The organism is Nonomuraea sp. NPDC048892, from assembly GCF_040649735.1.
Classification (GTDB): Bacteria; Actinomycetota; Actinomycetes; order Streptosporangiales; family Streptosporangiaceae; genus Nonomuraea; species Nonomuraea maheshkhaliensis.
In genome coordinates this window covers 13090-35139 of the sequence record NZ_JBEZFZ010000037.1, presented here as the reverse complement: position 1 = coordinate 35139, position 22050 = coordinate 13090, and the positions used below count along the sequence as shown (strand labels likewise).

Here is a 22050-nt window from a genome sequence, read left to right as displayed (position 1 = left end):
CTGACCTCACCTGAACCGCAGGTCGAGCAGATCCCCGCGTCCCATTTGAAAACAAATCTACTATCTGTTTTTATGGACACAACGGAAGGGGGTACGCGGACATGCGTGCCATCATCATCGGAGCGGGAATCGCCGGACTCGCCGCGGCGCTGCGCCTGCACCAGGCGGGCTGGGACAGCCTGGTGGTCGAGCGGGCCCCGGCGCGGCGCGGTGGCGGTTACGGGGTGACGTTCGGCGGCATCGGTCATGACGGGGCCGAGCGGATGGGCGTCCTGCCGGAGCTGAGGCGGCGCGCCTTCGTGACGCGCGAGCTGGTTTACCGCAAGCCCAGCGGCGAGCGCCGCTTCGCGCTCAGCGGCGAGACGATCGCGGCCACCATGGGCAAGAAGTCGTTCAACATCCTGCGCGGTGACATCGAGGCGGTGCTGTACGAGGCCGTCGCCGATCACGTGACCATCCGGTTCGGCACCACGATCACGGCCGTCGAGCAGGACGCGGACACGGTGCGAGTCTCGCTCAGCGATGGCGGCACCGAACGTGCCGACCTGCTCGTCGGCGCCGACGGGCTGCACTCGGCGACGCGGGCCCTGGTGTTCGGCCCGGAGGAGGACCACCGGCTCGACCTGGGGCACCGGGTGGCGGTCTACATGCTGAAGGAGCGACCCGAGGGTCTGCCTGCCGAGACGACCGGCTCGATCAGCGCGGGCGGCCGTACGTTCGCGAGGATGAGCGTCGGCGACGGCCGTACGGCCGCCTTCTTCGGCTACCGCACCGATGGCGGCCGGGCGGGAGCGTCGCTGGAGGAGCTGCGCACCATCTACGGCGACATGGGATGGCTCGTCCCCCAGGCGCTGGAAGGGCTTGAGACGGCCGAATCGGTCTACTTCGACAGCATCAGCCAGATGGTGGTGGATCGGTGGAGCAAGGGCAGGGTCGTGCTGCTCGGTGACGCGGCCTGGTGCGTGACACTGTTCGCCGGCTATGGCTCCTCGCTGGCTGTCGGCGGTGCCGACCGGCTGGGCGCGGCCCTGGCGCGGCACGGCGACGACGTCCTGTCCGCGCTGGCGGAGTGGGAGGCGGAGCTGAGGCCGGAGGCGGAGAAGAAGCAGCGGCTCGGCCGCCGGGTGAAGGGCATCTACGCCCCACGCAACCCGCTGGTGCTGGAGCTGACCCAGCTTCCGCTGCGGCTGTCGTCGTGGGGGCCGGTGCGCCGGCTGGTCGAGCGCAAGTTCCAGCTGGCGGGCTGAACGGAGATGGCGATGCGCGTACTGGTCATGGGCGGCACCCACCATGTGGGCCGCTCGCTGGTAGAGGTGGCGCTGCGGCGCGGCGACACCGTCACCACACTCAACCGCGGGCTGTCGCGCCCGCCGGCGCCGGGCGTCGAAGCGCTGGTCGCCGATCGCACCGCCCCCGATACGGTATGGCGGGCGCTCGGCGAGCGTTCCTGGGACGCGGTGATCGACACCTGGGCGTGGGCGCCGAACGCGGTCCGGGACAGCGCCCGGCTGCTGGCCGACCGTGCACGACACTACGGTTACGTCTCCAGCCGCGGCGGGTACGCCTGGCCCTGGCCGGCCGGAGCCGACGAGAGCGCACCGCTCGTGGCGGGCGATCCCGGCAGTCAGGACGGCAGCGACTACGCCGCGGCCAAGCGCGGTGGCGAGCTGGCCGTGCTGGAGGCGTTCGGCGAGCGTGCCCTGCTGGCCAGGGCGGGCATGATCCTCGGCCCGTACGAGGACGTCGGCCGCATCCCTGGTGGCTGCGGCGGCTCGAACGCGGCGGTCCCGTGCTCGCCCCCGGACCGGCCGGCGCGGCCCTGCAGTACATCGACGCCATCGACCTGGCGGCCTGGATGCTGGCGGCGGCAGAACGTGGCATCGGCGGGACGTTCAACGTCGCCGGGCCGGCCGGGCACACCACGATCGGCGACCTGCTCACCACGGCCTCGCAGGTGATCGGCTCTGACGCCGAGCTGGTGTGGGCGCCCGCGGAGCTGCTGGAACGGGAGGGCTTCCCGCTCGGCATGGAGTTCGGGCTGCGCTACCCCGGCAACCCCTGCCCGACGGGCATCCACGACGCCGACGTCTCCGCCGCCCTGGCGGCGGGGCTCATCCTCCGGCCGCTGCGCGAGACCCTGGCCGACACATGGGCCTGGCTGCGGCGCGAAGGCGATCCCGCCCCTCGCTCTGACGCTCCGTCCCCGGCCCAGTGGTTCGACCCGGCTCAGGAGCAGCACATCCTGGAGCTGGTCCGTCCTCGCCGCACATCGTGAAAACATCTGATCGACGTGTTTCCACCTTCGGAAGGTGAACCTCATGCCTCCCGCCTTCTCGGCCGCGGAAAAGGCGCACATCACGCGGCTGCTCCTGGACAACGGCCTGCGCCTGTTCACCACGCAAGGGCTGCGCAAGACTTCCCTGGAGGACCTGGTCGCCGGGACCGGCATCGCCAAAAGCACCTTCTACGTCTTCTTCGACTCCAAGGAGGCGCTCTATCTGGAGCTGATGCTCGCCCAGATGGCCGAGGTCAAGAGCAGGGTCATCGACGGAGCATTGCGCAAGGAGGCCGGCACTCGCGCCGGGCTGCGCGCCTTCCTGCACGCCACGCTGGCCGAGCTGGACGGCAACCCCCTCTACGGCAGACTGATGACCCACCCCGAGGAGATGGCGGCGGTGGCCAGGAAACTGGACCTCGAACGCGTCACCTCCGCCCCGGACAACCCGGTCACCGCCCTGGCGGCCTACCTGACCGAGCACAGCGACGACCTCGCCGGCGACGACCCGGAGGTGATCGTCGGCGTGTTGCAGGCCGTCCTCATGATGCCGCTGTACCGGGACCGGCTGGCCAGCCCCGAGCTGTACCCGAAGATCCTCGACCGGCTCGTCGACCTCGTCGCCACCGGCCTCACCCAGGCGAAGCAGTGACGAGGCCGTCGCCCACCTCTGACGGTGATGATGGAGGTGAGCGTCTCCCGGCAGGGTTTGACCCAGCCTCCGACTGACTTCGGGTCCTTGAAGGGGATCTGTCGGCTCTGTCAGGAGACGCTCATGCACGCGTCACGGGCGCGCCGCACAGGTGCCCGGCGACACGTACGCCATGCGGACTCTGCGCCCAGGGGTTCCCAAGGCACTCGAAACCGCCTCGTCGTACCCCTCCCGAACCACTGCCGGTGCCACGTGCCCGATCCCCGACGTACAGCTATCAGCCAAGCTGCTACGCAAGCGGGTGATCGATCCGTGCACGCGCTCGGCACGGGCCGGCTTGTTCCGCTCGTGCGCCGCACTGCGCTACGGTATGGCCCGGAGTGCCGGGAAGTCTGGTCGGCGACGTCTATGGCCGCGCGACCGAACGGAACCTCCGCAATGGATGACGGCGTTGTCAGCATGTCCGGCAAGCCGCAGCGCCGGGCGATCTCATGACGCGGCGCCGCCCGGCTGTGCCGGGGCGTGGCCGGCATCCGACCGTGGTCATCGCGGCCGGGTTCGGCTCGGCGGTGCTGCTCGGGACACTCCTGCTCGGCACCCCGCTGGCCACCGCGGAAGGGGACAGCTCCCACTGGCTCACCGCGTTGTTCACCGCCACCTCCGCCGTCTGCGTGACCGGCCTGGTCGTGGTCGACACCGGGACGCACTGGTCGGTGTTCGGTGAAGTAGTGATCGTCCTGCTCATCCAAGCCGGCGGGCTGGGCATCATGACGCTCGCCACGCTGATCATGGTCATCGTCGCCCACCGCATCGGCCTGCGGGCCAGGCTGTCCGCCCAGTTAGAGACCAAGTCGGTGGTCGCCGCCGATCTGCGGCACGTGCTGCGCAAGGTCGTGACGTTCAGCCTGATCTGCGAGGCGGCCATCGCCGTCGTTCTCGCCGTACGGTTCATCACCGGGTACGGCGAGCCGCTGGGCCGAGCCGTCTATCTCGGCATCTTCCATGGGGTATCGGCGTTCAACAATGCCGGCTTCGCGCTCTGGCCGGACAACCTGATGCGCTTCGTCACCGACCCGTGGATCTGCCTGACCATCGCCCTGGCGGTCATCGTCGGCGGCCTCGGCTATCCGGTCGTCTTCGAGCTGTTGCGCACCTGGCGACACCCGTGGCGCTGGTCTGTACTGACCCGCGTCACCGTCGGACTGAGCGCCCTGCTCCTCGGCGTCGGCACCCTCGCGTTCCTGATGACCGAGTGGCGCAATCCGGGCACGATGGGCCCGCTGGACGACTCCGGCAAACTGCTGGCCGCCTTCTTCGCCGCCGTCATGCCGCGCTCCGGCGGCTTCAACACCCTCGACATCAGCCAGATGTACCCCTCCTCCTGGCTGGTCACCGACGTGCTGATGTTCATCGGCGGGGGCAGCGCCGGAACCGCGGGCGGCATCAAGGTCACCACATTCGGCTTCCTGCTCTTCATCATCTGGTCCGAACTGCGCGGCGAGCATCAGGTCAACATCGGCCACCGGCGGCTGCCCTCCGCGACTCAACGCCAGGCACTGTCCATCGGCCTGCTGGGCGTCATCCTGGTCGCCCTCTCCACCTGGCTGCTGCTCATCATGACTCCACACGGCCTCGACCAGGTGCTGTTCGAGGTCATCTCCGCCTTCGCCACCAACGGCCTGTCCACCGGCATCACCGCTCACACCTCCCTGGCCGGGCACGTGCTGCTCAGTGTGCTGATGTACATCGGCCGCATCGGCCCGCTCACGCTGGGGTCGGCACTCGCGCTGAAACAGCGCACCCGCCGTTACGAACTGCCAGAGGAAAAGGTGATACTCGGCTGACAGCCGGGCAGCGACCGGCCGATCATCCTGCTGCCCGTGACCGGGGCCACAGAGGGAGGCCTGCAGACCGACAAACAGGGATATTCGCGTACATAAGTGAAAGGCGGGTAGATTAGGGGGTGGTGTGCCGGGAAGCCTGGTCGGCTGTTCTGTCGCCGACCCTTCCTGGAGTCCCCCTTGACCCAAGCACCGCCACGTGGCTTTCGCCTGTTCAGCCCCGGTTCCTGGAGAGAAGCCCGACGTGTCGTCGACATCCTGCGCACCGAAACCGTCGGGGGCGCGCTGCTGCTCGCGGGCGCGGTGCTCGGCATGCTCTGGGCGAACTCGCCTTGGGCCGAATCCTACGAAGGGCTGCGCGCCGTCAAGATCGGCCCCGCCGCCCTGCACCTGGATCTAAGCCTGGCCACCTGGGCCGCGGACGGGCTGCTGGCCGTCTTCTTCTTCGTGGCCGGCCTGGAGCTCAAGCGCGAGTTCGTCGCCGGAGACCTGCGCGATCCCCGGCGCGCCGCCATCCCGATCGCGGCCGCGGTCGCCGGAGTGCTCGTGCCTGCCGCCGTCTACCTGCTCATCACGAGCGGCGCCGGCGCGGAGGCCGCCAAGGGGTGGGCGGTGCCCACCGCCACCGACATCGCGTTCGCGCTGGCGGTGCTCGCGGTCATCGGCCGCCACCTGCCGGCCGCGTTGCGCACGTTCCTGCTCACTCTGGCCGTCGTCGACGACGTGCTCGCCATCGTGATCATCGCTCTCTTCTACACCGAGCATCTAGCGCCGCTCCCCCTGCTGGCCGCGTCGGCTCCGCTGGCCGTCTTCGCCTTCCTCGTACGGCGCGGGGTTCGTTCCTGGTGGCTCCTGCTGCCGCTGGCCGCGCTGGCATGGGGTCTGGTTCACGCGTCCGGCGTGCACGCCACCGTCGCCGGAGTCCTGCTCGCCTTCACCGTTCCCGTCGTGGGCAGGCGACCGGGTCCGGGCCTGGCCGAGCATTTCGAGCACCGGTTCCGGCCTCTGTCGGCGGGCGTGGCCGTGCCGGTGTTCGCGTTCCTGTCGGCGGGCGTGCCGCTCGGCGGGCTCGACGGCCTGGCCGAGGCGCTGACCGACCCCGTGGCCCTCGCCGTCGTGGCCGGCCTCGTCATCGGCAAGCCCGTGGGGGTCATGGCGGCCACCTGGCTGATGGCCCGCTTCACCCGGGCCGACCTCGACGAGAACCTGGCCTGGGTGGACGTGCTCGGGCTGTCGGTCCTGGCCGGCATCGGTTTCACCGTCTCCCTGCTGATCGGCGAGCTGGCCTTCGGCATCGGCAGCGAACGCGACGGCCTGACCAAGATCGCGGTGCTGACCGGCTCCCTCGCCGCGGCCCTCCTCGCCGCCGCGATCCTCCGCCTGCGCAACAACGCGTACCGCCGCATCGAGCAAGCCTCCTTCGCGGAAGAATGACCGGGACGGCCGGTGACGGACGACGCCTTCTCTTCTGGTGGAGAGCCGACGACGCCGTACGGACCGGCGAGGTGCACGGCTTCCTCGGCCCGAACGGCTCGGGCAAGACCACCACTCTGCGCATCCTCCTCGGTCTGCTGCGCGCCGACTCCGGTCACGCCGAACTGCTCGGCGGCCATCCGTGGCGGGACGCTGTCGAGTTGCGCCGGCGGCTGGCGTACGTGCCAGGCGACGTCGTCCTGTGGCCCGCGCTGTCCGGCGGGGAGGCCATCGACCTGCTCGGCCGGTTGCGCGGCGGGCTCGACCCACGGCGCAAGGCGGCGCTGCTGGACCGCTTCGACCTCGATCCCAGCGGGAAGGGCCGCGCCTGCTCGAAGGGCAGCCGGCAGAAGGTGCCCCTGATCGCCGCGCTCGCATCGGACGTCGAACTGCTGCTGCTCGACGAGCCCACCTCGGGCCTGGATCCGCTGATGGAGGCCGCGTTCCGTGAGGTCGTCGGCGAGGAACGCGCCCGCGGCCGCACCGTGCTGCTGTCCAGCCATGTCCTGTCGGAGGTGGAGGCGCTCTGCGACCAGGTCACGATCATCCGCGAGGGGCGGACGGTACAGACCGGCACCCTGGCCGAGCTGCGTCAGCTCACCCGTATCACCATCAGCGCCGAACTGGAGCGCACCCCCGACGGCCTGGCCGGCGTGCACGACCTGATCGCCGACGGCCCGCGCGTACGTTTTCAGGCGGATGGCGAGCACCTGCAGGCGGTGCTCGCCATGCTCACAGCCGCGGGCGTGCGCACGCCGACCTGCCAGCCGGCCACTTTGGAGGAGCTGTTCCTGCGGCACAACCAGGTCGCGGCCTGACCGGCACGCCGACGTTGTTGCGGCTGATGCTGCACCGCGACCGGGTCGCGCTGCCCGGCTGGATCGTCGTGATCGTCGGCGTCATCGTGGCCAGCGCCGCGGCCAGCGCCGAGTTGTATCCGCAGGAGGGTCAGCGCATCGCCCTAGGGGTCACGATCGGCGCGGCGCCCGCGCTGCAAGCGCTCACCGGGCCGGTCTTCGACGCGACCTCGGTAAGGCGGGCTGACCGCGTGGCGGGCCACCACCATGACAGCGGTCCTGGCCGCCTTGATGAGCATGCTGACGGTGATCCGGCACACGCGGGCCGAGGAGGAGGCCGGCCGGGCCGAACTGGTCGGCGCGTGCGCGGTCGGCCGCCATGCCGTCGCGGTCTCGGCGGTGCTCCTGGCCGCGGGCGCGAACCTGCTCATCGTCTTGCTGATCACCGGGGGCCTGGCCGGTCAGGGACTCCCCCTGGCGGGTGCGCTCGCCTTCGACCTGGCGGTGGGCGGCACGGTGATGGACCGGGCTCAGGCGCCGGCCACCACGTCGCGAGCCAACTTCGTCCACGCACGCGGCTCGGAGGTGCTCGACCGGCTGGATGCGCTCAGTGGCCTGCCCGAGGAATCAGTACGGGCCATGACCATCACCAACTACGCCGGCGACCGCCCGATGATGCGCATTCGCTTCGGCGATCCCGGCCTGCACACCGCCGCTCCCCCGATGGTGATCTCCCAGGCCCGCGTCGAGGCGCGGTTGCGCGACCGGCTGGCCGAGCTGAGCGGGCGGCCGGAATGGGGCTCCGCCCTGGTGGGCGCCGGCCAGGACGCCGACGGCGTCACCGCCGCGCTGGGCGACGGCCGCACCGTGCGAGCGCGCCGGCTGGTCGGCTGCGACGGGACCGGCAGCACCGTACGCAAGCTCGCCGGCATCGGCTTCCCCGGCGTCAAGGTCAGCGAGCGTTTCCTGATCGTGGACGCCCGCCTCGACACCACCCTCGACCGCTCCGGCACGAGCGGCTGGGTGCACCCGGAGGGCATGCTGGGCGCCATGCCGATGCCCGGCGGCCAGTGGCGGCTGCTCGCCTACGACCCCGCCTTCCGCCAGGACAAACCCACCGAGGAGCAGATCGTCGAGCGGATGCGCCACATCCTGCCCGAACGTACCCACGGCCTCGGCGGCCGGCTGCTGGACGCGTCCTGGGCGTCGTTGTTCAGCGTGCACCGCCGCCTGGCCGACACCTACCGTCAGGGCCGGATCCTCCTGGCCGGTGACTTCGCGCACGCGCACGCCCCCTTCGGCGGGCAAGGCATGCTGACCGGCATCGGCGGCCTGGCAGGCGAGCGGCTCCTGCACACCTACGAGGCCGAGCGCCGCCCGCTGGCCACCCAGATTCTGCGTGGCAGCACCGCCGCCACCAGGATGAACATCGCCGCAGGGCCCGTCGGCCGGTTCCTGCGCGACCGCGTCATGGTGCCGGCGTTCGACCTGCCCGTGCTGCAGCGCTGGACCACGTACACCACCTCACAGCTCTGGGTGAGCTACCGGCGCGGTCCACTCGGCGGGCGCGGCTCCCGGCCGCGCTCCGGCGACCGGATCGCCGATGTGGCCTGCGTGCGCGCCGACGGCATCCGTACCCGGCTGCACGCCGAACTGCGCGGACGCTGGGCCGTCCTCGGCGAAGCGTCCCTGTTCGAGGCGGCCCGGCGGCGGCTCGGCGAGCACGTCGTCCACCTCCGCCCGGTGGGTCCGCTGCCCGCTATGCTCGACGCCCGGACGCCCACTTGGCCTGCAAGGGCGACCCCACCCGTTGGCTGGACGGAGCACTCGCTCGACGGACCGCCGAGGACGCGGACGCCCCCGCGACCTCGAGACCGACATCGCCATCCTGCGCGCCGCCCTTGACCTGTTCATCGAACGCGGCGTCGAAGGCACCAGCATGGAGCAGATCGCCAAACGGGCCGACGTCGGCAAGCTCACCGTCTACCGCCGCTGGAGCATCAAGGAGGAGCTGATCGCTCAGGCGGTCGAGCAGACGGTCAGCGCCGACCTGGTCCCCTCCCCCGACGACATCCAGGCACTCGACCCGCAGCAGATCATCGAAGGCGTCATCCAGGCGGCGGCGGAGATGACCGCGAGCCCGGCAGTCGGGATCAAGGGGGTGGCCGACGGCGTGGCCGCGGCCGCGCTGCCGAGCGGGCATGTCGCAGTGTCGGCTCGTGGTCAGGCGAGGTGAGCCCGAACGGGGAATCTCGCGGGGCCGCCTGGCCCTCACCTCACCGATCGAGCCCGAAGGAACGCCTCATGCATCCCACCCTGAACACCATCGACATCGTGGTGTCCGACCTGGACGCCTCGATCGCCTTCTACGCCTGCCTGGGCGTGGAGTTCAAGCTCGACGAGCACTCGCCCGAGCACGCCGGCTGTGATCTGCCGAACGGGCTGCACGCCATGCTGGACACCGAGGGCTTCCGCACGCCGTTCCTGCCCGGCTGGAGCGCGCCGACCGGCGGGCCGCGTACCCTGCCGTGCTTCGAGTTCCACACCCCGTCCGGGGTGGACGCCACGTACGCCGAGCTCGTCGCGGCGGGCCACCGGGGGATCGCCGAGCCGTTCGACGCGTTCTTCGCCGACCAGGCCGACAAGATCACCCACCATACGCATCTGGCGCCGGTGCACACCGCCACCACAGTGCGCCTGGGCCACTGCCGCCCTCTTCGTCACCACGGGGATCCTGCTGGTCGCCGGGCTCGTCCTGATTCTGGTGGGAGTACGCCTCGCCACCGCGCCCGGTGACCATCCGAGACAACCCGAGCCGGTCCCGTGACCGTGCTCGACCCGGCGGCTCCAGCGGCCGAATACCACCTCGCCACGTGGGGAGGAGTCCCTTCGGTAGGTACGTCGGGACATTCGCCTCTGCCGTCCCGACGTACCGGGCGGTGCGATGAAAGCACGTGAACCATCGTGAAGGGGGAAATGATCATGGAAGCCAAGGAATGGACCGTACAGATCAACCTGGCCGAGGTCGGCGACGACACGCACGCCCGCGCGGTGCTGACCACCAGGGACGGGCAGGATCGCCTGACCGGCATCGGTCACGCCCGCCGCAACCCGACGGACCCGGCGGTGCCGGAGATCGGCGACGAGCTGGCGGCCTCACGCGCGCTGGCCGACCTCGCCGACAAGCTGGCGGTCGTCACACAACGCGACATCGCCGAGATCGCCGAGATCGCCGGCTCACCGGTCGCGAGCCGTTCGTGGTGAAACCGCGAGGCAGCTCAGGAACGATGGGCCCATCGGCACGCCTGCCAGGGCCGAAAGGCCCTGGGAGGCGACACCGGAACAGGCGATCATGACAGTACGACACCCGCTGCGGCGGGGACGGCGGGCGGCCCGGAGCTCTGCCTCCGGGAAAGGCCCCGAACCGGACAACAGGAATGCCCACGGAGTGGCTGCCAAGCCGCCGAGTCCCCATCCCGATGATGGCAGCGTCCTCATGGCGGCGGCCCTGTTGGACGGCGGGTCACCCGCGCCGGACTCCCCGCCAGGCGGGTGCCGCCATGTCCCGTCAGGCCATGGGCTGGGCGACGTGCGACTGCGGCCGCGCGTCGGCGCCCGCCCGGCCGAGTCATAGCCGGCACCTATCAGACGATAGAAACAAACGCTTTGACCTGCGCAAACTCGTCGGCGGAGAGTGTGATCACCACCCCGAGACGACGAGGAGCGGAAACCATGGCCAAGGTGCTGTGCGTGCTGTACGACGACCCGATCGAGGGATACCCCACCTCCTACGCCCGCGACGGCCTGCCCGAGCTGACCGGCTATCCGGGCGGCCAGACGCTGCCCAGCCCCAAGGGCATCGACTTCACCCCCGGCACCCTGCTCGGCAGCGTCTCGGGCGAGCTGGGGCTGCGCCGCTTCCTCGAAGAGCGCGGGCACACCCTGGTGGTCACCTCCGACAAGGACGGCGACGACTCGGCCTTCGACCGCGAACTGGCCGACGCCGACGTGGTGATCTCGCAGCCGTTCTGGCCCGCGTACCTTACCGCCGAGCGCATCGCCCGCGCCCCCAGGCTGAAGCTGGCCGTCACCGCCGGCATCGGCTCCGACCACGTGGACCTGGACGCCGCCATCGCCCGCGGCATCACGGTCGCCGAGGTCACCTACTGCAACAGCATCAGCGTCGCCGAGCACGTCGTGATGATGATCCTGTCCCTGGTCCGCAACTACCTGCCGTCCCATCGGACGGTGCTGGACGGCGGCTGGAACATCGCCGACTGCGTCGCCCGCTCCTACGACGTGGAGGGCATGCACATCGGCACCGTCGCGGCCGGCCGCATCGGCACGGCGGTGCTGCGCCGGCTCAAGCCGTTCGGCGTGCACCTGCACTACACCGACCGGCACCGGCTGCCGGCCGAGGTCGAGGAGGAGCTCGGGCTCACCTTCCACCCCGACGCCGGCGCCATGGTCCCGCACTGCGACGTGGTGACCGTCAACGCGCCGCTGCACCCGGAGACGGAGGGCCTGTTCGGCGACGAGCTGATCGCGTCGATGAGGCGCGGCGCGTACCTGATCAACACCGCCCGCGCGAAGATCGCCGATCGGGACGCGATCGTCCGCGCGCTGGAGAGCGGGCAGCTCGCCGGGTACGCCGGCGACGTCTGGTACCCGCAGCCCGCCCCCGCCGACCACCCGTGGCGGACGATGCCGCACCACGGCATGACCCCGCACATCTCCGGCTCCTCGCTGTCGGCGCAGGCCCGCTACGCCGCCGGCACCCGCGAGATCCTGGAGGCGTGGCTGGACGGCACGGCGATCCGCGAGGAGTACCTGATCGTCGAGGGCGGCGCACTGGCCGGCACCGGCGCCCACTCCTACTCCACGCGGACCTGACCCGTCCCGTCCCTTCGGCCCCGGCCCTCGCCTCCGGGACCGAAGGGATCGGTCGAGCACGTCCGGGTCGACTTGAGCACGTCCGCGAGCAGGGGCCGGCGAAGACGCGCTCCCTCTCGTGGATGCCATGCCATTACCCTCGATCAGGCTGCTAATACAACGGAAAACAGGCATTCAATCTTGCAAGTGCGCCAGGTAAGGTGAGGGCTTGTGGCCACGTTTCGGATCAGTGGGACCGCGGCGCTGCTCGGGGTCGGCGGCCACGAGCGCGTGGCCAGTTACCTGTAAGGAGCCCCTTTGGTGTTCAGGCGTATGTCCCGATGGGCGACCGCCCTGCCCGTCGCGCTGGCGCTCGCGGGCCTGTCCGGTTGCGGCTCCGGCGAACCGGCCGCGTCCACGACGTCCGGATCCGCCTCCGCCCCCGCTCCCGCGGCGGCGAAGGAGGTGACGGTGTTCGCGGCGGCCTCGCTGACCGGAACGTTCACCGAGCTCGGTATGGCGTACGAGGCCGCGCATCCGGGCACGACGGTGAAGTTCAACTTCGGCTCCAGCGCGACTCTGGCGCAGCAGATCGTCCAGGGCGCCCCGGCCGACGTGTTCGCCGCCGCCAGCCCGGCCACCATGAAGACCGTCACGGACGCGTCCCTGGCGAGCGCGCCGACCACGTTCGTGCAGAACAAGCTGCAGATCGCCGTGCCCGCCGACAACCCGGCCAAGGTGGACGAGCTGAAGGACCTCACCGACCCCAAGGTGAAGGTGGCGCTCTGCGCCGAGCAGGTGCCGTGCGGCGCGGCGGCCGTCAAGGCCCTCGACGCGGCCAAGCTGCAGGTCAAGCCGGTCACCCTGGAGCAGGACGTCAAGGCCACGCTGACCAAGGTGGAGCTGGGCGAGGTGGACGCGGCGCTGGTCTACAAGACCGACGTCATCGCCTCCGCCGGGAAGGTGCGGGGCATCGAGTTCCCCGAGGCCGGCCAGGCGATCAACGACTACCCGATCGCCATCCTGGCCAAGGCTCCGGCCGGTGACGCGGCCAAGCGGTTCGTGGACCTCGTGCTGTCGCAGCAGGGCAAGGACGTACTGACCAAGGCCGGCTTCGAAGCCCCCTGACGAGCTCACCCGAGAGCGAAAGGCGAACGGGAACCGAGGGGTGGGCGCGGGCGGCACGTGCCAGGCGGGAACCTGCACACCTCCGCCCGCGCTCACCCTGGCGCCGATGCCACCAGGCCCCAGCACGGCACTGTCACCGCCAGCGCACACCCGGCCCATCATCGCGAATCGTCACCGGAGTACTCGGCAGCCCGTCCATGGGTTCCACCGCCGGATTCCGTTCTAGGTCTGGGCGAACATCCGGGGGCGAGCGTGCAGGACCACGACGTTCGGGCCGGGTTCGTCCAGTGCGTCCGTGAGCTGCCCGGCCAGAGTGGCGGGGGTGGCGGTCCGGGCGGGGATGCCGAACGAGGCGGCCAGGGCGGTGAAGTCCGGCCTGACCAGTTCGGTGCCCGTAGGGGCGCCGAACGCGTCCGTCATGTACTCGCGCAGGATCCCGTAACCCCCGTCGTCGACGATCAGCCAGGTGACGTCCAGGTCGTGCTGGCGCATGGTGGCGAGTTCGGCCAGGCCGTACATCGCCCCGCCGTCGCCGGAGATCGCGAGCGCGCGCCGGCCCGAGGCGGCCGCGCCGAGTGCGGCGGGCAGCGCGTAGCCGAGGCCGCCCGCGCCCTGCGCCGACCACATGGGTCCGGGGAAGGCCGACCATGCCCAGTAGGTCAGTATCGTCATGTCCCAGAACGACAGCACGCCGGTGGGGATGGCCTCCAGGAGCGCGAACTCCTGCTCGTGGCCGCTGAGCCGATCACGCACCCGCCGCAGTACGCCGGCCACGGCCGCTTCCGCGCGCCCGTCGGCTTCCCTCGGCCGCACCGCCGAGGCGAGCGCGCCCAGCGTCACCTTGGCGTCGGCGTGCACGGCGAGCGAACCGCTCGTGTTGGCCTCCAGCTTTCCCACATCGGCCTCGATGTGGATGACGCGGCCCCTCGGGCGCATCGTGTGGTAGTTGCTGGACAGCTCCCCCAGCCCCGTGCCCGCGACCAGCAGCACGTCCGCCTGCTCCAGGAAGTCCGTGACGTACCGGTCCTCCAGCCACGACCGCAGCGACAGCGGGTGCTCGTGGGGGAAGACGCCCTTCGCGGCGAACGTGGTGGCCACCGGCGAGCGCAGCTTCTCGGCCAGGGCGAGGAGCTCCGGCCCCGCCCCGGACAGGGACGCCCCGCCGCCTGCCAGGATGACGGGGTTCGAGGCGGAGTCGAGCGCCTGCGCGGCCTGCCGTACCAGCTCGGCGCGGGGAAGGGGCGTGCGCGGACGCACGCTCAGGTCGGCCGGAGGCGGGACGTCCGTGGGCGCGAGCAGGACGTCCTGCGGGATCTCCACCCACGCGGGCCCCTGCGGCACACTGAGCGCCGCCTCCCATGCCTGGGCCAGGGCGGAGGGAATCTGCGCGGCCGCCCGCACGACCTGGACCGAGGTGGCCACGCCGCGGAAGGAGGCCGCCTGGTCGGGGAGCTCGTGGAGGTAGCCCTTCCTGCGGCCGCCCAGCCCGTCGGACGGGATCTGACTGGAGATCCCGACGACGGGCGCGCAGGCCAGGCGCGACTCCATCAGGGCGGGCAGGGTCGCCAGCGCGCCGGGTCCCGTGGAGACCATGAACGGGGTCACCGTCCCGGTGGCCCGCGCGTGTCCGTCGGCGGCGAAGGCGACGCCCAGTTCGGTACGGCAGCCGACATAGCGCAGCGGCGAGCGGCGCAACGCGTCGAACAGGGCGAGCGCGTGCTGGCCCGGCTCGCCGAACACCGTCCTGGCGCCGAGCGCGGCCAGCGTCTCGGCGACCAGGTCGCCCCCGGTCCTCACGCCCGCCTCCCCAACGCGACCCGGTCGCCCGCCGCCCTCATACCCGGCTCCGCAGCGCGAACAGGCTGATCAGGTCGTACGCGACGTGCGCGGCGGCGACGGCGGTGATCTCGGCGTGGTCGTAGGCGGGTGACACCTCCACCACGTCGGCGCCGACAAGGTTGCAGCCCGCCAGCCCGCGCAGGATCTCCAGCAGCTCGCGGCTGGTCAGGCCGCCCGCCTCCGGAGTGCCCGTGCCCGGGGCGTGGGCGGGGTCGAGCGCGTCGATGTCGACGGAGATGTAGAGCGGGCGCTCGCCGATCCGCTGCCGCAGGGCCTCGGCGATCTCGTCGGGGCCGCGGCGCATGACGTCGGCCGAGGTGACGATGCCGAAGCCGAGCCTGCGGTCCTCCTTCAGGTCGGCCTTGCCGTACAGAGGGCCCCTGATGCCGACGTGGCTGAGCGCCTCGGTGTCGAGGATGCCCTCCTCCACCGCGCGGCGGAAGGGCGTGCCATGGGTGTACTCGGCGCCGAAGTAGGTGTCCCAGGTGTCCAGGTGGGCGTCGAAGTGCAGCAGCGCCAGCGGCCCGTGCGCGCGGTGCGCCGCACGCAGCAGCGGCAGCGCGATGGTGTGGTCGCCCCCGATGGTGACGAGCCCGGCGTCGAACTCCCCGGCCGCCTGCTCGATCGTCTCGATGGCCGCGCCGATGTCGAACGGGTTGCAGACGATGTCCCCGGCGTCGGCGACCTGCAGATCGGCGAACGGCGAGACGTCCAGGGCCGGGTTGTAGGGCCGGATCAGCTTGCTGCCCTGACGCACCGCGGCCGGGCCGAAGCGGGCGCCGGGACGGTAGGAGACCCCGCTGTCGAACGGCACGCCCACGATCGCGACGTCGGCCCGCTCCACCTGATCGATACGGGGCAGTCTGGCGTAGGTGTCGGGCCCTGCGAAGCGTGGCACCTGCGAGGCGTCGACGGGTCCCTGAGACATGAATCTCCCTCGTAAACAGCATATTTCGGCGTAAAAGGCGCTATTGACACCCATGGCAACGCAGACCACTATGTCGGAAAACCTCGTTTACCGGAAGGCAACCGCGTTGTCCGATCAGCTCTGGGGTGGACGCTTCCGCTCGCCGGCCGACCCGTCCCTGCTCGCCCTCTCCCGGGCGCCCAACAGCTACTTCCGCATGTCCCCGTACGACCTGGCGGGCTCGCGCTCCCACGTCCGCGAGCTGCTCAGAGCCGAGATCCTCGACGAGGAAGAGGCGGAGCGGCTGCTGGCGGCGATCGACACGCTGGACGAGGACGTCCGCGCCGGGCGCGTCGGCCCGAACGACTCCGACGAGGACGTGCACACGTTCCTGGAACGGGTGCTGGTCGAGCGGCTGGGCGAGATCGGCGGCAAGCTGCGCGCCGGCCGCTCGCGCAACGACCAGACGGCCAACGACCTGCGGCTCTACCTGCGCGATCACGCCAGGAAGCTGGTGCTGGCCCTGGCCGAGCTGCAGGACGCGCTGGTGACACAGGCCCGCGCGCACGTCCGTACGGCGGCACCCGGCTTCACCCATCTGCAGCCCGCCCAGCCGATCGTGTTCGGGCACCAGTTGCTGGCCCACGCGCAGGCGTTCGCCCGCGACGCCGACCGGCTGCGGGACTGGGACCGGCGCACCGCCCTGTCCCCGCTGGGCTCGGCCGCGCTGGCGGGGTCGGCGATAGCCGTCCATCCGGAGTTGTCGGCGGCGGAGCTGGGCTATGACGGGCCGTGCGAGAACTCCATCGACGCCGTCGCCGCGCGCGACCACGTGGCCGAGTTCCTCTTCGCCGCCTCGATGCTCGCCGTGAACCTGTCGCGGCTGGCCGAGGAGGTCTGCCTGTGGGCGGCCCGCCAGTTCGGCTGGGTGGAGCTGCACGACTCCTTCGCCACCGGCAGCTCCATCATGCCGCAGAAGAAGAACCCCGACATCGCCGAGCTGACCAGGGGCAAGGCGGGCCGCCTGCTCGGCAACCTCAACGGCCTGATGGCGACGCTGAAGGCGATGCCGCTGGCCTACAACCGGGACCTGGCCGAAGACAAGGCCGCCGTCTTCGACACGGTGGACACGCTGGCGATCGTGCTGCCGGCCATGGCCGGGCTGGTGCGCACGCTGTCGGTGAACGTCGATGAGCTGCGCAGGCAGGCCACCGTGGGCTTCACGCTGGCCACCGAGGTGGCGGACTGGCTCTCGCGGCGCGGCGTGCCGTTCAGCCAGGCCCACGAGATCACCGGCGCGCTCGTGCGTACGTGCGAGGACAAGGGCCTGGACCTGCACGAGCTGTCGGACGCGGACCTGGCCGCGGTGGACGCGCGGCTGACACCGGAGGTGCGCCCGCACCTCACGGTCGAAGCGGCGCTCGCCGCGCGCGCCGGCCACGGCGCCACCGCGCCGGAACGGGTCCTTGAGCAGATCGACCGCCTCGCCGCGCTGCTGGAGCGGCAGCGCGCCTGGGCGCGCGACTACGCGGGCCCCACGACGTGATCTCGATTCCGGACTCCCCGGGCCTCGGCCCGCGGGCCCGCGAGCTGCGGCGCCGGCGCCGGCTCAGCCTGACCGAGGTGGCCGAACGGGCCGGGCTCACCAAGGGCTTCCTGTCCAGGTTCGAGCGCGGCCAGGTGTCCATCTCGGTCGCCTCCCTGCTGCGCCTGTGCTCGGCGCTCGACCTGGACGTGGCCGACTTGTTCGACGGATCGAGCGGGCGGCTGGTCAGGGCCGGGAACCGGGGCAGGCTCGAGTTCGGCGGCACCGGCATGACCGAGTACCAGCTCACGCCGAAAGACGAGAGCAGGCTGCTGGTCCTGCTCAGTGAGATCGAGCCGGGCGGCGGGTCGGGCCACGAGCCGTACGCGCTTCCCGTCGACATCGAGTTCGTGCACGTTCTCAAGGGGCTGTTCACGATCGACGCCTCGGGCGAGCGGGTCGAGATGCGCGAGGGCGACTCGTTCCTGTTCCCCGGCGACACCCCCCACACCTTCACCAACCCCGGCGATGAGGTCACCCGAGTCCTGTGGGTGCTGGCGCCCGCGCTGACCTCTCGCTCATGAGGAGATCCCCATGTCCCTAGATGTCGCCCACCTGCCCCGGGTGGCGCGCAAACACTACGGCCGGTACGTGGCCGCGATCGTCGTGGTGGCCGTTCTCGTGGCGATCGTCGTCTCCTTCGCCGGCGGGCAGATCGAGTGGAGCGTGGTCGGGCAGTATCTGACCGCGCAGGCCATCCTGACCGGCGTGGTCAACACCATCGTCATGGCCGTGCTCGCCATGATCGTCGGTTTGGCCCTGGGTGTGCTGTTCGCGGTGATGCGGATGTCGCAGAACCCGGTCACCCGCGGCGTCTCCTATCTCTACACCTGGATCTTCCGCGGCACGCCGCAACTGCTGCAGCTCTTCCTCTGGTTCAACCTGGCGCTCGTCTTCCCCTACTTCGTCATCCCCGGCATCGTCGAGGCGCGCACGGTCGACCTGATGACCCCGTTCGTCGCCGCGCTGCTCGGGCTGGGCATCTGCCAGGGCGCCTACACCTCGGAGGTGGTGCGCGGCGGCATCCTCTCGGTCGACCACGGGCAGACCGAGGCCGCGCAGGCGATCGGGATGACGCGCTTCCAGACGCTGCGCAGGATCGTGCTGCCGCAGGCGATGCGGGTCATCCTGCCGCCGATCGGCAACGAGTTCATCAGCATGGTGAAGCTCACGTCCCTGGCCAGCGCGATCCAGTACCAGGAGGTGCTGCACAGCGCCCAGAACATCTACTACGCCAACAACCGCGTCATGGAGCTGCTGTTCGTGGCGACGTTCTGGTACCTGATCGTGGTCAGCCTCCTCAGCCTGGGCCAGCTGGTCGTCGAGCGCCGTTTCTCCCGGGGAGTGAAGCGATGATCAAGGCGGTCGACGTTCACAAGCGCTTCGGCGCCAACCACGTGCTCAAGGGCATCTCGCTGGAGGTGGCCGCGGGCGAGGTGCTGTGCGTCATCGGGCCGTCCGGCTCGGGCAAGAGCACGTTCCTGCGCTGCATCAACCAGCTGGAGACGATCGACGAGGGCGCCGTCTGGATCGACGGCGAGCTGCTCGGGTACGTGGAGCGCGACGGGAAGCTGCACCAGCTCAGCGACGCCCAGATCGCCCGGCAGCGGCGCCCCATCGGGATGGTGTTCCAGCGCTTCAACCTGTTCCCGCACATGACCGCGCTGGAGAACGTGGTCGAGGGCCCGATCAGGGTGCTGCGCGAATCGCGCGACACCGCCCGCGACCGCGGCCTGGAGCTGCTGGAACGGGTGGGGCTGAAGCACAAGGGCGACGCCTACCCCTCGACCCTGTCGGGCGGCCAGCAGCAGCGGGTGGCGATCGCCCGCGCCTTGGCGATGCGGCCGCGGCTGATGTTGTTCGACGAGCCCACCTCGGCACTCGACCCCGAGCTGGTCGGCGAGGTGCTGGCGGTCATGCGCGACCTGGCCGGCTCCGGCATGACCATGATCGTCGTCACCCACGAGCTGGGGTTCGCCAAGGAGGTCGCGAACCAGGTCGTGTTCATGGACGACGGCCGCGTCGTCGAGACGGGCACGCCCGACCAGGTCCTGGTCAACCCCGCCCACGAGCGTACGAAGACCTTCCTCTCAGCAGTCCTCTAGGAGTCACCTTGTCTCGTCCCGTCCTGCTGCTCGCCTGCCTCGCCCTGGCCGCGACCGCCTGCACCGCCAAAGCGCCCGAAAACCTCAAGGCCACCTCGGACGGCGGCCTGCCGCCGAAGATCGCCGAATCCCGGACCCTGGTGGTCGGGAACGTGCCCAACTACCCGCCGCTGGAGTTCAAGGACCCCAAGACCAACCAGCTCACCGGCTTCGACATCGACCTCGGCGACGCCGTCGGCAAGCAGCTCGGCGTCACGGTCAAGTGGCAGGAGACCTCCTTCGAGCAGCTGCAGAGCGCGGTCACCACCGGGCGGATCGACATGATCCTCTCCGGGATGAGCGACCTGCCCGAGCGCCGCGAGACGCTCGACCTCGTCGGCTACATGAGCTCGGGCGCGCAGTTCTTCTCCACCTCCAAGATCGCCGCTCCGAAGGACCTGTGCGGCAGGACCGTGGGCGCCAGCCGCCGTACCTCCTTCCCCGGCGAGATCAAGAAGTGGAGCGAGCAGAACTGCTCCGCCAAGCCGATCAAGGTCGTCGGCACGGAGGGCTCCGCGGACGCGCGCACCCAGCTCACCCAGGGCAGACTCGACGCGGCGGTCCAGGGCAGCGAGACCCTTCCGTACATCTCCAAGCAGGACCCCGGCAAGTTCAACGTCATCGGCGAGCCGTTCACCCAGGTCAACCAGGCCATGGGCTTCGGCAAGCAGGACCCGCGCCTGCGCGACGCGGTCATCAAGGCGCTGCGCGCCCTGCAGCAGGACGGCACCTACGCGCGCCTGCTCGACAAGTGGGGCCTGCAGGGCAACGCCATCAAGCAGGTCACCCTCAACGGGGCGGCCGCGTGAGAGCCCGCTCGTGAGCCGCTGGCCGCACGGGAAGAGGTCGTGCGTGTCGCTGGCCTTCGACCTCGACGGGCCGACGGGCGGCGCGATGCTGGACGGCAGCATCTGGGCCAAGCCCGAGTACTTCACGCTCGGTTCGTACGGGCCGTGGCGGGCGCTGCCCAGGATCCTCGACCTGCTGGACGCCTTCGAGCTGCCCGCCACGTTCTACACCCCCGCCTGGATCGTGGAGACGTGGCCGCAGCGGTGCCGGGCGATCGTGGAGCGCGGGCACGAGGTGGCCCACCACGGCTACCGGCACGAGCCGTACTTCGGCAAGTCTGAAGCCGAGCAGCGCGACATCCTCACGCGCAGCCAGGCGATCTTCAGGGACGTGCTCGGCGTCGAGGCGACCGGCTTCCGCACGCCCTCGGGTGACTGGTCGCCGGTGACGGCGCGGATCCTGGCCGAGGAGGGGTTCCTCTACTCCAGCTCGATGCGCGGCGACGACCGCCCCTACCTGCATCCCGGCGGGCTGGTGGAGATCCCGGTCCGCTGGGACATGGACGACTACGCCTACCTCGCCTACACCCGCCGCCCCGACTACCCCGCCGGGCTGGACCGCATCGCGGGGTACGGCTCGACACTCGACAACTTCAAGCGGGAGTTCGACGGCTACCACGCCGAGGGGTTGTGCCTGAGCACGTTGTGGCATCCCAAGGTGTCCGGCAAGCCGGGCCGGATCCTGCTGCTGGAGCGGCTGTTCGAGCACATGCGCGGGCACGACGACGTCTGGTTCGCCACGGGTCACGACGTGGCCGCCTGGTGGAAGGAGCGACATGGCCCTCTGGCCGGATGAGGCGCGCTGCGCCGTACTGATCACCGTCGACCTCGACGCCGACCTGGCGATCCTGGCCGCCGACCCGAGCACCCGCGACCGCGTCAAAACCCTCTCCGTCGGCCGGTACGGCGCCACCCGCGGCGTCGAACGGCTGCTCGGGGCGCTGGACGGGGTGCCGTCGACCTGGTTCACGCCCGGCATGAACGCGGGCCTCATCCGCGAGGCGCACCAGGCCGGCCACGAGATCGCCAACCACGGCCACGCGCACGAGGACTTCGACCCGCTCGACCTCGCCGGACAGCTCGACGCGGTCAGGCGCGGCCAGGACGCGCTGGCCGAGGCGACCGGCTCGCTCCCGCGCGGCTTCCGCACCCCGGCCGGCGAATGGAAGCCGGGGCTCGCGGCCGGGCTGCCCGCGCTGGGCATCGACTGGTCCTCCTCGTGGCGGGGCGACGACCTGCCCTACTTCCATCCATCGGGCCTGGTGGAGATCCCCCTCCACCACGAGCTGGAGGACCACCCCGCCTTCATGTTCAACCTCGACCCGCCCTTCCCCGCCGGGCAGTCACGCATCGCCCCCTATGCCGCAGTGCTGGAGAACTGGATCCAGGAGTTCGACGCCTACCACCGCTTCGGCCTCTGCTACGTGCTGCGCCTGCAGCCCGAGGTGATCGGGACGCCGGGGCGCATCGGGCTCCTGCGGTCGTTGCTGGGGGTCATGCGCGAACGGCCGGGCGTGTGGTTCGCGACCGGCAGCCAGGTGGCGGATCACTGGCGCGCCACCCGCACGGGCAACGAACCCGGCCATCCCGCCGACGTCTTCGCGGAGCTGACCTCTTGACATCCTCCCCCTTCTGAAGGAAGGGGATTCCCACGGTCGCCCATGGGCCTTCCTGCTTCACCGCCGGTCG

Annotated in this window: 22 protein-coding genes; 20 read left to right on the top strand and 2 right to left on the bottom strand. The window is 70.8% G+C overall.

The window, feature by feature from the left end; genetic code table 11:
- Window positions 1-101 precede the first annotated feature (101 nt).
- The 13 genes from AB0C28_RS51160 to modA all read left to right on the top strand — a co-directional run bounded on the left by AB0C28_RS51160 (window position 102) and on the right by modA (window position 13038).
- The gene (locus tag AB0C28_RS51160) at window positions 102-1247 is read left to right on the top strand and encodes an FAD-dependent oxidoreductase (RefSeq protein WP_358084009.1); all 1146 of its coding nucleotides are present in this window, start codon (window positions 102-104) and stop codon (window positions 1245-1247) included.
- A gap of 12 nt (window positions 1248-1259) precedes the next feature.
- Window positions 1260-1958: a hypothetical protein gene (locus AB0C28_RS51155; RefSeq protein WP_357849105.1), complete on the top strand. Its 699-nt coding sequence runs from the start codon at window positions 1260-1262 to the stop codon at window positions 1956-1958.
- Window positions 1955-2275, top strand: coding sequence for a hypothetical protein (locus AB0C28_RS51150; protein WP_358084006.1), 321 nt, complete (start codon window positions 1955-1957; stop codon window positions 2273-2275). Before AB0C28_RS51155 ends, AB0C28_RS51150 begins: the two co-directional genes overlap by 4 nt.
- A 43-nt stretch (window positions 2276-2318) precedes the next feature.
- A complete protein-coding gene (locus tag AB0C28_RS51145; RefSeq protein WP_358084003.1) occupies window positions 2319-2927 on the top strand; it encodes a TetR/AcrR family transcriptional regulator in 609 nt (202 codons plus the stop codon).
- Between the two features lie 491 nt (window positions 2928-3418).
- Window positions 3419-4771 (top strand): potassium transporter TrkG, encoded by a 1353-nt coding sequence (locus tag AB0C28_RS51140; protein ID WP_357849114.1) that lies wholly within the window; start codon window positions 3419-3421, stop codon window positions 4769-4771.
- Window positions 4772-4948: 177 nt separating this feature from the next.
- On the top strand, window positions 4949-6202 hold the full coding sequence (gene nhaA, locus AB0C28_RS51135) for a Na+/H+ antiporter NhaA (protein ID WP_358084000.1): 1254 nt from the start codon (window positions 4949-4951) through the stop codon (window positions 6200-6202).
- Window positions 6199-7059, top strand: coding sequence for an ABC transporter ATP-binding protein (locus AB0C28_RS51130; protein WP_358083998.1), 861 nt, complete (start codon window positions 6199-6201; stop codon window positions 7057-7059). Before nhaA ends, AB0C28_RS51130 begins: the two co-directional genes overlap by 4 nt.
- 246 nt (window positions 7060-7305) lie before the next feature.
- A complete protein-coding gene (locus tag AB0C28_RS51125; RefSeq protein WP_358083995.1) occupies window positions 7306-8943 on the top strand; it encodes an FAD-dependent monooxygenase in 1638 nt (545 codons plus the stop codon).
- A 34-nt stretch (window positions 8944-8977) separates the two neighbouring features.
- Window positions 8978-9274: a TetR family transcriptional regulator gene (locus AB0C28_RS51120; RefSeq protein WP_357849120.1), complete on the top strand. Its 297-nt coding sequence runs from the start codon at window positions 8978-8980 to the stop codon at window positions 9272-9274.
- Window positions 9275-9342: 68 nt separating this feature from the next.
- A complete protein-coding gene (locus AB0C28_RS51115; RefSeq protein WP_358083992.1) occupies window positions 9343-9834 on the top strand; it encodes a VOC family protein in 492 nt (163 codons plus the stop codon).
- 186 nt (window positions 9835-10020) lie between these two features.
- Entirely contained in the window at window positions 10021-10302 is a 282-nt protein-coding gene (locus AB0C28_RS51110) for a DUF1876 domain-containing protein (RefSeq protein WP_358083989.1), read from the top strand.
- Window positions 10303-10770: 468 nt separating this feature from the next.
- The gene (locus AB0C28_RS51105; protein WP_358083986.1) at window positions 10771-11931 is read left to right on the top strand and encodes an NAD-dependent formate dehydrogenase; all 1161 of its coding nucleotides are present in this window, start codon (window positions 10771-10773) and stop codon (window positions 11929-11931) included.
- Window positions 11932-12228: 297 nt separating this feature from the next.
- Window positions 12229-13038: a molybdate ABC transporter substrate-binding protein gene (gene modA / locus AB0C28_RS51100; RefSeq protein ID WP_358083983.1), complete on the top strand. Its 810-nt coding sequence runs from the start codon at window positions 12229-12231 to the stop codon at window positions 13036-13038.
- Between the two features lie 222 nt (window positions 13039-13260).
- Here the strand turns inward: modA and AB0C28_RS51095 are convergent, their stop codons facing one another.
- A complete protein-coding gene (locus AB0C28_RS51095) occupies window positions 13261-14835 on the bottom strand; it encodes a thiamine pyrophosphate-binding protein (RefSeq protein ID WP_358083980.1) in 1575 nt (524 codons plus the stop codon).
- A 37-nt stretch (window positions 14836-14872) separates the two neighbouring features.
- Window positions 14873-15805, bottom strand: coding sequence for an agmatinase (gene speB, locus AB0C28_RS51090; protein ID WP_357849138.1), 933 nt, complete (start codon window positions 15803-15805; stop codon window positions 14873-14875).
- Between the two features lie 106 nt (window positions 15806-15911).
- Between speB and argH the strand changes: the two genes are divergently transcribed.
- Genes argH through AB0C28_RS51055 form a run of 7 tightly spaced genes read left to right on the top strand, consistent with a single transcriptional unit; the run spans window position 15912 to window position 21980 of the window.
- Window positions 15912-17330, top strand: a complete 1419-nt coding sequence (gene argH / locus AB0C28_RS51085) for an argininosuccinate lyase (protein WP_358083978.1) — start codon at window positions 15912-15914, stop codon at window positions 17328-17330.
- A complete protein-coding gene (locus AB0C28_RS51080; protein ID WP_357849143.1) occupies window positions 17327-17893 on the top strand; it encodes an XRE family transcriptional regulator in 567 nt (188 codons plus the stop codon). Before argH ends, AB0C28_RS51080 begins: the two co-directional genes overlap by 4 nt.
- Before the next feature lie 10 nt (window positions 17894-17903).
- On the top strand, window positions 17904-18725 hold the full coding sequence (locus AB0C28_RS51075) for an amino acid ABC transporter permease (RefSeq protein WP_346112122.1): 822 nt from the start codon (window positions 17904-17906) through the stop codon (window positions 18723-18725).
- A complete protein-coding gene (locus AB0C28_RS51070) occupies window positions 18722-19474 on the top strand; it encodes an amino acid ABC transporter ATP-binding protein (RefSeq protein ID WP_357849146.1) in 753 nt (250 codons plus the stop codon). The genes AB0C28_RS51075 and AB0C28_RS51070 overlap by 4 nt, the downstream gene beginning before the upstream one ends.
- A gap of 8 nt (window positions 19475-19482) precedes the next feature.
- Window positions 19483-20322 carry an ABC transporter substrate-binding protein gene (locus AB0C28_RS51065; protein ID WP_357849149.1) on the top strand — a complete coding sequence of 280 codons (840 nt, stop codon included), beginning with the start codon at window positions 19483-19485 and terminating at the stop codon, window positions 20320-20322.
- Between the two features lie 43 nt (window positions 20323-20365).
- Window positions 20366-21157 (top strand): polysaccharide deacetylase, encoded by a 792-nt coding sequence (locus AB0C28_RS51060; RefSeq protein ID WP_358083975.1) that lies wholly within the window; start codon window positions 20366-20368, stop codon window positions 21155-21157.
- On the top strand, window positions 21138-21980 hold the full coding sequence (locus AB0C28_RS51055) for a polysaccharide deacetylase (protein ID WP_357849155.1): 843 nt from the start codon (window positions 21138-21140) through the stop codon (window positions 21978-21980). Before AB0C28_RS51060 ends, AB0C28_RS51055 begins: the two co-directional genes overlap by 20 nt.
- The last annotated feature ends 70 nt before the right edge of the window (window positions 21981-22050 follow it).